The organism is Acidobacteriota bacterium (genome assembly GCA_016196035.1).
Lineage (GTDB): Bacteria > Acidobacteriota > Blastocatellia > RBC074 > RBC074 > JACPYM01.
Map to the genome: position 1 here is coordinate 19,309 of JACPYM010000025.1, position 11,188 is coordinate 30,496.

Here is an 11,188-nt window from a genome sequence, read left to right on the forward strand (position 1 = left end):
TTTTCTTTGTGCCTAAAGATGGGACAGTACCGCGCGCGTCAGCAAGCGGCTTGTCTCCTGCAAATAGCCGCTTGCTGACGCGCGCGGTACTGTTTAGAGCAATCACTTATGAATTCGACTTTAGAAACCAAGCAGGACGAAGCCACGCCCGGCCTTTGGGCGACGCTGCGCCAGGCCGTTGGCAGCAGCGAACAGGATTTCACTACGGGCAGCATCGGGCGCGCGATCTTTTTGCTGTCGGTGCCGATGGTGTTGGAAATGCTGATGGAATCGCTCTTTGGCATCGTCAACGTCTTTTGGGTCTCGCGGCTGGGCGCGGAAGCCATCGCCATCGTCGGCACGACCGAAGCGCTGTTGGTGCTGGTCTTCGGCATTGCGATGGGTTTGAGCATGGCGACGACGGCGCTGGTGGCGCGGCGCGTGGGCGAAGGCAATCCGCAAGCAGCCGGGCGGGCCGGGGCGCAGGCGATTTTGCTGGGCACGGCGATTTCGCTGGTGCTGGGCGTGATTGCGTTCTTTGGCACGTCGCTGCTCTTTACGACGCTGGGGGCCGCGCCGGAAGTGTTGGCGGGCGGGCGGCGTTACGGGCAAATCATCCTCGGCACGAACGGCATTATCATGCTGCTCTTTCTGAATAACGCCGTCTTTCGCGGCGCGGGCGATGCGGCCTTTGCAATGCGCGCGTTGTGGATCGGCAATGCGATCAATCTGGTGCTCGATCCGTGTTTTATCTTCGGCTGGGGGCCGTTCCCCGAATTGGGCGTGACCGGTTCGGCGGTGGCGACGACCATCGGGCGCGGCACGGCGGTGCTCTATCAACTCTCGCTGTTGTTTCGGCAAAGCGGGCGCGTCCACATCACGCGCGCGGAGTGGCGGCCTGATTTCACGCTGTTGCGCGAGATTGTGCAGATTTCGATTGGCGGCGTTTTTCAATACCTGATCGCCACAGCCAGTTGGATGTGGCTGGTGCGCATCGTCGGCTATTTCGGCGCACCGGCGGTGGCGGCTTATACCGTAGCGATGCGCATCATCGTCGTGACCATCCTGCCGTCGTGGGGCATCGCGAATGCGGCAGCGACATTGGTGGGGCAAAACCTGGGCGCGGGCAAACCGGAGCGCGCGGAAAAGTCGGTCTGGATTGCGGGCTTCGCCAATGCGATTTTCCTGGGTTTGGTGACGATTGTCTTTTTGTTCTTTGCGGAGCCGATGATCCGGTTCTTTACGGTTGATCCGGCGGTCGTGCCGATTGGTGTGGCGAGTCTGAAAATCGTCAGTTATGGCTATGTATTTTACGCCTTCGGGATGGTGATGACGCAATCCTTCAACGGCGCGGGCGACACGCTGACGCCGACGTGGATCAATCTGGCGTGTTATTGGGCGTTCCAGTTGCCGCTGGCTTATGCGCTGTCGTTGTGGGCGCAGTGGGGGGCGAATGGCGCGTTCTGGGCGATCACGATTGCGGAATCTACGCTGGCGGTGGTGGCGGTGTGGGCGTTTCGGAAAGGGAAGTGGAAAGAGGTCAAGGTCTAAATCAACACATCTGAACTTGCAGCAATGGTTGAAATATGCCGCGTGGCGCGCGGGCGTTCAGAGTTCCGCCTTTAGGCGGCTGGCGCGCGAAGCGCGCTATTGACACGCCTGCGGCGCGCCGACCGCCTAAAGGCGGAACTCTAAACACCCGCGCCTGTGGTGTTCAGTACAACCTGAATGTGCCAATGTCAGTTGGACAAGTCGCGCGAACCTGCCTTGTGGTTTGCGCGTATGGCAAACCGAACCCGGATCAATTCACAGTCAAGGAGCACAAATGCATTGTCCAAATTGCGGAACGCAGGCGGCGGCAGCGCAACGCTTCTGCCGCTCATGCGGCTTGGAGTTGCAGGCCATTCAACAGATAGTGGCGCGCCAGTTGTCCGAGTCTAAACCTGCCCGGAACCAAGCCGCACAAAGGGCGCGTTCAGCCTGGCTATTTTTCGGTGGGGCCGCTGTCCTGTTCGGCGGGGCCGGACTGCTGGCAGTGGAGAAAAGGTTCGAACTGGGCGACCTCGCTGGTTTGCTTGGACAATTGATGGTTTTCGGCGGAACTTTGCTGATGTTATATGCAAGACTCGCGCCTATGCTGTTTCCGCGTACAACGTCTCACCATACGTCCCAACCAGTTAGCTTGCCGACGGCAGATACGACTTCCAAACTCGCGCTCAATGCCGGCGTAGAACCGGTGTCGAGCGTGACCGAGCATACGACGCGCACGCTTGAACCAGTGGCCGCCAAATCAGGCGACTTGGCGTGAAGCTCAACTGCTCAAGCGCATCCCCCGCAACAACTCCTGAAAGCGCGGCTCGTTGCGCAACCAATCGAACATTGGCTCGCTCTTGAGCCAAACCATCCAACTGAAGCGCTCTTCAAAAGCCTCTTGCAGATAGCGCAACGTTTGCTCGCGGTCGCGCAAGCCGGCGTTGAGCAAAGCCAGATAAAACGGCGAGACATCGCGGTTGAGCGGGTAGGTTTGCAATTGGTTCAAAATGGCGTGTGCTTCTTCGACCTTGCCCGCGACGGCGTATGCGTGACCGAGCACCGCCTGAATCAACGCGCCACGCCCGCCCGCCAACTCTAGCGCGCGTTGCAACGAAGCAATGGCTTCGTCGTGGCGCGCCAACTGCACATAAGCCGCGCCCAGATAGAAATGCGCCAGCACAAATTGATCGTCGAGTTCGAGCGTGCGCTGGTAGTAGCTGACGGCTTCGTCGTAGCGCCGCGCGTGATAGCAAATCCAGCCCGGATGCAGGTTGTAAATCAGCGTGAATGGTTCGGCTTCAAGCGCGCGCAACTCGGCGGCCAGTGCTTCGTCGTGACGGCCCTGTGCCGAAAGCAGCACCGAACCGTACCAGTGCCAGGCGATGGAATAATGCGGATTGAGTTCGAGCGCGCGTTTGAAGGCCAGTTCCGCCGTTTGCCAATCCCAGTCGAACCAAGCCAGCGAGACGGCCAGCGAGGTGTGCGCTTCGGCCAGGCTTTCGTCTAGTTGCAAGGCTTTGAGCGCGGCGGCTTTGGCTTTGGGCATCATCGCGCGCGGTGGGGCCGCGCCGTAAATGCTGACCAAGCCGTAACAATCGGCCAGCCCGGCATAGGCGAGCGCGTAATCCTGATCCAATTCGATGGCTTGTTGAAAGCTCTCAATGGCTTTGCGCAGGGCCTGGGCGTTGCGTTGCTTCCAGTAATGCCGCCCGCGCAAATAGGCTTGATAGGCTTCGTGATTGTCGGTGTAGCGTCTGACCAGCCGCACGCGCTCTTCGCTGTCGAGACGCAGCCGCAGCTTTTCGCAAATGTCGCGCGCGATCTCTTCTTCCAGCGCAAAGACGTCGGCAAGCTCTCGCTGATATTGCTCGCCCCAGAGTTGCGCCCCGTCTTGCGTATCCACCAATTCGGTTTTGATGACCAGATTGTCGCCGAATTGATAGAGGCGTCCGGCCAGCACGGCGCGCACGCCTAGTTCGCGCCCGATGGCTAGCGGGTCGTCTTGATTTTTCTGATAACGCGCAACGGTGCTCCAGGCCATCACGCGCAAGGGGCCGAGCCGCGCCAGATTGACGATCAGGCTTTCGGCAATGCCTTCGCACAAGTAAGCGGCGTTGGCGTCCTGGCTGTGATTGGCCAGCGGCAGCACGGCCAGCGAATCGAAAGGCTGTGTCGTGCGCCGTTCCGCCGAACGCACGCGCCCCGATTCGCTGAGAATGCCGCCGGAATCCAGCGAGGGGTCGAGGCTGCCGCTGTTGGCCAGGCGTAACGCGCCGGTCGCGCTGTCAGTCTGCGTCGCCTCGTATTGCAAGCGGCGTTGCAGGCGTTTCAAATCATTGAGCAGGCTCTTGACGGTTTGATAACGCTCGTCGCGCTCTTTGGCCAACGCCTTGCCGACGATCCATTCCAACTCATCGGGCGCTTGTTTGGCGAAGCGTTGCAACGGCGGCGGCTGGCGGTCGAGGATTTCGACGATCATATCGCCGGTGGTTTTGGCCTGAAACGGCGGGCGTCCGGCGACGATTTCATAGAGCACCGCGCCCAGACTGAAGATGTCTGTGCGGTGATCCACTTTCAATCCGCGCGCCTGTTCGGGCGACATATAGGCCAGCGTGCCCAGGATCATGCCGGGATGCGTTTGGGGTTGCGCGCGCAAATCAGCCGTGGCAAACCAATCATCGTGGTGCCAACTGGCGGTCTCGGCGTGCGTCACGCCGGGGTCAAAGACTTCGTGCGTGGATTGCTCGCTGCCGGGGTGTTCCGCCGCCACGGCTTCGGTCAGCTTGGCCAGACCGAAATCCAACACCTTGACGATGCCATCGGGGCGCAACATCAGGTTCTCTGGTTTGATGTCGCGGTGCGTGATGCCCGCGCCGTGTGCCGCCGTGAGCGCGGCGGCGATTTGCATAGCGATCTCCAGCGCCAGCTCATGTTCAAATTGCCCGCTGTGCAAACGTTCGCGCAGGGTTTCGCCTTCGACATATTCCGTGACGATGAAGTGGCGTCCACCCGTTTCCGGCGCAGTGCAGCCAATTTCGTAAATCGTGATGATGTTGGGATGGCTCAGCGAACTGGCGGCGCGGGCTTCCTGTTCAAAGCGGCGCACGCGTTCGGCATCTTGCGTGTAACGTTCGGGCAATAACTTCAGCGCGACGCGGCGGCCCAGGTTGAGGTCTTCGGCCAGATACACCTCACCCATTCCGCCGGAGCCGAGCTTGGAAATAATCCGATAATGCGAGACTTGTTCGAGAGCCACGCCGCTGTACCTTTGGTTGCAAAAGAAGAGTGATGTTGAGATGAAGCAGAATTGCCTGTTTGGGTTGGCTGCCGAGCGCGCTGTCAGCAAACGCCCCGCAGCGAAGCGCATCATACCGCAGTCGCGCGGCAAAGTCTGCTTGGTACTTGTTCAAAGGCTATCCATCAAAGTGGCAAAGTGGCACTACGGCGATTTCAATGGGTCAAAACCGGGAACCAGCTTCAACACAAAGAGGCAAAGCGACAAAGGGACAAAGCTGTGCAAGCCGGAGCGGCGGCTTGCCTTCCGTGTCAGTAGCCCGCGCGTCAGCAAGGGTTGTTCTGCGCCAAGCCAGCCTTTGCTGACACGCGGGCTACTGACACATCCCACCGAACTTCACCACTACCGCCCTTTGAACCTTTGACTCTTTGCCCCTTTGTATTGTGAACAGGCCTGCCTTAACCCACACCGTTTTCCGTTATGCCTGAAAACTAGACAGTTTACGCTAGCGGTGGCGCAAATTTTGAAAGGTTGCCTATTTTCAAACGGCGGCCCGCCGGGTAACATTAGCGCGGCAGCTTGCGTTGCAGTACAGACGCACCCCACAACAAGCTGCCTGCCCATATACAAATCGCGCGCAAGCAGGCTGGTGTCATCCAGCGGGTCGCGTTGCTGTTCAGCGCAGCAATGAGTCAGGCCGTGTTTGCTCGTGTTGATTTGGCAGCGTATGCGTTCACCGGCATCTGCGCCTGCGGTCTGTTGGGTTGCGTGGCGCGCGCCGGGCGGAGTGCGGTTTTCCCTCCCGGCCTATTCGATCACTGTTTTCTATCTCTACAAGTTGTTGCTGCGACGTCAAGCGCGTCGCACGCGGACGCACGCTCGACGGTTGAGCCGTGTGTCCGCCTCAATGTCTAGCCGCGCGGTGCGGCGTTCCACCAAATCCCCCAAGCATTGGGTCTTAACCCTTGAGAGGAACTTCTTATGCCGATTATGCCGAAACTGAACCAGCGCGCCAGCGGACGACGCGGTGCAACGAATGCAACTTCCCCCCTACGCCGGCGCGCACCGTTGCGCACGTCGGTCACGGCAACAGCTTTAGTCGCCTTGTTGGCGCTGAGCGTTTGGGCGCTGCCGTGGTTGAGCGCGGCGGTTTCGGTGACGGGGAGTTACCACGCGGGACTGACGGCGAGCAGGATGACTATTCCGGCAGCGCCCGCCAACATCGTGCTAGTCACCAGTCAAGCTGCGCTGAACGCGAACGACTCGGTGATGTGGAACAGTCTGGGCTCGGACGGAAGTACCGTCCCCACCACGTTCGGCGCAACTTCGACACTCGGCAAGACCATCGGAGGCCAGCTTGCCGGGAGCGGTCTGGTTTGCAATCCAAATAACCCGGGGGCATGCAATAGATACCCATTTGCCAAATTCACGCTTTGGACACGGCCCAACGGGGGCCCCCTGACGCTGACTTTCCCGGCCGTTTCCGGTGTGGGCACATTCCTGGTAAACGATGCACGACCAGGCACGCAGTTCACTGCCAGTTTGGCTGTCTACAATGGCACGACTTTACTGGGTACGGTCACGAGACAAAGCGACACAAATGGCAATCCGATCTATCTCGGCGCAACCGACACGACCGGGGCCAACATCACCTCCGCCGTATACAGCTTGACTGTAGCAGGCCAGATCCAAGGGCCAATAGTGAGTTACACGTACAGTGATTATGACTGCTTTGCGGGAAATATAGATTTCTTCTTCTGTGCAGGCCTGGGCCCGGAGGATCGCACCGTCCCGGAGAATATCCTTGCGTGTCCGCAGACATGCCTCTGCGACCCCGATAATCCCAATGTTCCCAATGGTCCCTATACCAGTACAACCATGCCCCCTTATCCGAATTGGAACACAACAGTTCCAAACTACAGCTACACGCCCGATACCAACCCCAGCAACCTGGCGAACTTTTACATCGCTTCGATGGACTTTGCAGGGCCGAGCACCGCGCCCGAAATCAACGTCAAGGGCAACTCGACAACCATCGCCAGCGGCGACACCACGCCGTCGCTCACCGACGACACTGACTTCGGTTCGACTGCGGTCAGCGGCGGCACGGTGATGAAGACCTTCACCATCGAGAACACCGGCACTGCCGCGCTCAACCTGACGGGCACGCCCAAAGTGAGCTTGAGCGGCACAAACGCGGCGGACTTCACGGTCATGACGCAGCCCACTTCGCCAGTTGCAATGAGTAGCTCAACAACCTTCACCATCGTCTTCGATCCTTCCGCCGTCGGCACGCGCACGGCGACGGTCAGCATTGCCAACGACGACAGCGACGAGAATCCTTACACCTTCGCCATTCAGGGTGGCGGCTGCGACGGCGCGCCCGTCGTGCTGAATACTAACGACAGCGGCGCGGGCAGCTTGCGCCAGGCGATCATTGACGCCTGTCCGGGCGCGACGATCACTTTCGCCTCGCCCTTCTTCGATGTGGCGCGGACGATCACGCTCACCAGCGGGCAGCTTCTGCTGAACAAGAACCTGACCGTTCAAGGAACAGGCGCGAACCTGCTGACCGTTTCGGGCAACAACGCGAGCCGCGTCTTCCAGGTCAACAGCGGCGTGACGGCCAGCCTCAGCGGGCTGACGATCACGGGCGGCAACGGACTCGCCACCGGGCCGAACTCCTTCAGCGGCCAAGGCGGCGGTCTGGACAATGAGGGCACGCTCACGCTGACCAATGTCATCGTCACCGGGAACAGTGTCTCCGATGCTGTAGGCTGCGGCTGCGGCGGTGGCATTTACAGCGGTTTCAGCGCCGGTCTGCTGACCGTAACCAATAGCCAGATCACCAACAACACCACCACCTTAAGCGGCGGCGGCATCAGCGCTGGCAGCCCGCTGACGCTCACCGGCAGCACGGTCGCGAATAACACTAACACCTATGCCAGCAATGGCGGCGTGGGTGGCGGGGTTGAAGCCTATGCCACTACGATCATCACCAACTCGACCATCAGCGGCAATCACGTGGACAATGGCACGGGTGATAATGGGGGCGGCGTCTGGTATTGCTGCGACACGCTGACGATTACCAGCAGCACCATCACGGGCAACACCGCTGCCGGGGCGACCGGGGCGCAGAGCGCCGGTGGCCTCCGTTACGATGGTTGTTGCGGCGGCTCGGCGACGGTGAAGAACACGCTCATCGCGGGCAACATCGGCACGAACGGCGCGGCGGCGGATGTCAGCGGCGCGTTCAGTTCCAGCGGCTACAACCTGATCGGCATCGGCACGGGCAGCACAGGCTTCACCGGCACGGCGGATCAAGTCGGCACGAGCGGTTCGCCGATCAATGCCATGCTTGGGATGCTGCAAAACAACGGCGGGCCGACGCCGACGCACGCGCTGCTGCCTGGCAGCCCGGCGATTGACAAGGGCAACGCCTTCGGCCTGACCACTGACCAACGCGGCCAGCCGCGCCCGAAAGACAATCCGAACATCGCGCCGGCCACGAGCGGCGACAACAGCGACATCGGCGCGTTTGAAGTCCAAAACACGCCGCCGACCATCAGCAGCAACACGATTACGGTCAGGGCGGGCAGCAATGCGGCCAGCTTCACCATCGCCACGGCGGCTGACCCCGATCAAGCGGCCAACACGCTCGGCATCACGATCAACGGCAACCCGACGACGGCCACCTCGAACGGCGTGACAGTCTCCGGCGTGACGATCAACGCCGACGGCAGTGTCACCGCCAATGTCTCGACGACCTGCGCGGCGACGACGGCGACCTTCAATCTGGTGGTGACCGACAATCAGAACGCAACGGGCACGGGCACGCCGACCGTTACGGTGACGCCGAATATGCCGCCGATGCTGAGCTACAACGCGACGACGGTGGTCGCTGCTACGACGCCGACGATCCCGCCGGCCAGCGGCCCCAGCGACAACGGCACCTTCATGGTCGGCAGCGTGAGCGTGGCGCCAAATAACGGCGGGCTGGGCGTGCTGCTCAATCAGAGCAATGGCGTGGTGACCGTCCTCAATGCCTTGTTGATCGGCAATTACACGGTGACGGTGCCGATCACGGACAATTGCGGGGCCACGACCAATGCGCAGCTCTTGGTGACGGTCGTCTGCCCGACGATCACGGCGAATCCGGCGAGTCTGCCGGGGGCCGCGATCAATACGGCGTATGCGCAAACCATCAGCGCCAGTCCGGCGGGCGGCAATTACACCTTCGCGGTGACGAGCGGCCTGTTGCCGGCGGGCTTGACGCTCAACAGCAATGGCAGTTTCAGCGGCGCGCCGACGCAGAGCGGAACCTTCAACTTCCGGATCACGGCCTCGGGCTTTGGCAGTTGTACGGGCTTCCGCGATTACACGTTGGTGGTGACGTGCCCGACCATCACGCTCAGTCCGGCAAGTTTGCCGGGCGGAACGGTGGGGACGGCTTACAGTCAAACGGTCGCGGCCTCGCCAGCGGGGACGTATAGTTACGCTGTGACAAGCGGCGCACTGCCGACCGGCTTGACGCTCAACGCTGCCACTGGGGCCATTACCGGCACGCCCACCACGAACGGCAGTTTCACGTTCACCATTCGCGCCAGCGCGGGTGCGTGCAATGGTTCCAACACCTACACCGTGACGATTGCCTGCCCAACCATCACGTTGGGCGCGCTGGCGAACGGGCAGGCCGGAGTGGCATATTCACAAACGGTGAGTGTCTCGCCGGCGGGCAGTTATACCTTCGCCATCATCACGGGCAATTTGCCGAGCGGCTTGACGCTGAACACGGCGACGGGCGTCATCAGCGGCGTGCCTTCGGTGACGGGCACTTACAGCTTTACCGTCAGGGCGCAAACGGCCAGTGGGTGTAGCGGCACGCAAAGTTACGCTTTGGTGATCACTTGCCCGACGGTTGTGGTCGCGCCCGCTTCGTTGCCGAATGGCACGGTGGGCACGGCCTATAGCCAGAACATCGTGGCGAGTCCGGCGGGTGGCAATTACACGTTCGCCGTGACGAGCGGCGCGCTGCCGGGCGGCTTGTCGCTTAATCCGGCGACAGGCCTGCTGAGCGGGACGCCGACGGCGAACGGCACCTTCAACTTCCGCGTCACGGCCAGCGGGTTTGGCGGCTGCACGGGCTTCCGCGATTACACAGTGGTGATTGGCGGCGGCGGTTGTCCGACGATCACGCTGCCGAGTATTGCCACAACGGGCACGGTCGGGACGCTCTACAACCAGTCGGTCAATGCTTCGCCAGCGGGCAGCTACACCTACACGCTGACGGGCAGTCTGCCGTCGGGCGTGACGTTCTACAACGGAGCGGCGTTGCTGTTTGGCTATCCGGCGGCGGCGGGCAGCCATACCTTCACGATCACCGCGACGCAGGGCGCTTGCACGGGTTCACGAAGCTACACGGTCAACATCGGCATTAGTTTCTTTGCGCCGCTGGATTTCGACGGCGACCGCAAGAGCGACTTGCTGACGCGCCAGGGCAACGCCTGGACGCTCAGGCTGAGCAAGAGCGGCCTCAGCGAAACCTACAACCTGGGCGAAGCCGCAGACCAAGCCGCCTTTGGCGACTACGATGGCGACGGGCGCGTAGACCTGGCCGTCTATTGCCCGGCGGCGGCGCACTGGCTGATACGCCAGAGCAGCACCGGCGTCATCGTCACGCGCCAACTGGCGGACGTGCTGCCAAGCGCCACGCTGGCGCCTGTCGCGGCGGACTTCGACGGCGACGGCCTGACCGATCTGGCGCTCTTTGACGCGGCCACCGCCGAATGGCAGGTCGAACGCAGCCACGACGGCAAACGCCTGACCTGGCAATTCGGCGCGGCGGGCGATCAACCCGTCGCGGCGGATTACGACGGCGACGGCAGGGCCGACTTGGCGGTGTACCAACGCGCCACCGGCACGTGGCTGATTCGACAATCGAGCGACGGCGCGGAACTCGAACGGCAATTCGGCGCGGCCAAAGACCAGCCCTTACCTGGCGATTACGACGGCGACGGCAAAGCCGACCTCGCCGTCTGGCGCGCCTCTGTAGGCCGCTGGTACGTGCTGCGTAGCTCAGACCAACAGGCCGAAGAGACGCTGTGGGGCGCTGGCTACGCGCCCTACAACGACATCGCCGTGCCGGGCGATTACGATGGTGACGGACGCATGGATCGCGCCGTCTTCCGCCAAGCGACGGGCGCCTGGCTGATTCAAGCCAGCAGCGAGCGCCAGCCACAATAACAATTCGGCTGCAAGACGAGCGCCTAGCGCGGTTGCGCTAGGCCCGCAAACAAAGCTGAGAGTGAATCCAGAAGAGGGATGCTCTCAGCTTTTTCTTTTGCGCGCACTTTATTTTCTGGCAGTGATTCAGTCCGCGTTGTTGTTCCGCCTTAGATCGGTTTTCACTTCGGTGTATGGCAAAAAGCCGCGCAGCGGGAC

The 11,188-nt window shown here is 61.4% G+C and carries 4 protein-coding genes; 3 read left to right on the forward strand and 1 reads right to left on the reverse strand.

The genetic code is table 11. From position 1 onward, the window contains the following. The first annotated feature begins 108 nt into the window (after positions 1-108). Positions 109-1,530 carry an MATE family efflux transporter gene (locus HY011_08935; GenBank protein MBI3423050.1) on the forward strand — a complete coding sequence of 474 codons (1,422 nt, stop codon included), beginning with the start codon at positions 109-111 and terminating at the stop codon, positions 1,528-1,530. Positions 1,531-2,290: 760 nt separating this feature from the next. Here HY011_08935 and HY011_08940 read toward each other — a convergent pair. Further along, positions 2,291-4,768 carry a protein kinase gene (locus HY011_08940; protein ID MBI3423051.1) on the reverse strand — a complete coding sequence of 826 codons (2,478 nt, stop codon included), beginning with the start codon at positions 4,766-4,768 and terminating at the stop codon, positions 2,291-2,293. Positions 4,769-4,808: 40 nt separating this feature from the next. Here HY011_08940 and HY011_08945 point away from each other — a divergent pair, with 40 nt between their 5' ends. Continuing rightward, entirely contained in the window at positions 4,809-5,171 is a 363-nt protein-coding gene (locus tag HY011_08945) for a hypothetical protein (protein MBI3423052.1), read from the forward strand. 557 nt (positions 5,172-5,728) lie between these two features. After that, positions 5,729-10,990, forward strand: coding sequence for a putative Ig domain-containing protein (locus HY011_08950; protein MBI3423053.1), 5,262 nt, complete (start codon positions 5,729-5,731; stop codon positions 10,988-10,990). Positions 10,991-11,188 lie beyond the last annotated feature (198 nt).

Excerpts from the sequence above, each read along its gene's own strand:
- HY011_08945 (MBI3423052.1), top strand. The coding sequence starts at position 4,809 with ATGAAGCAGAATTGCCTGTTTGGGTTGGCTGCCGAGCGCGCTGTCAGC.
- HY011_08950 (MBI3423053.1), top strand. The coding sequence starts at position 5,729 with ATGCCGATTATGCCGAAACTGAACCAGCGCGCCAGCGGACGACGCGGT.
- HY011_08935 (MBI3423050.1), top strand. The coding sequence starts at position 109 with ATGAATTCGACTTTAGAAACCAAGCAGGACGAAGCCACGCCCGGCCTT.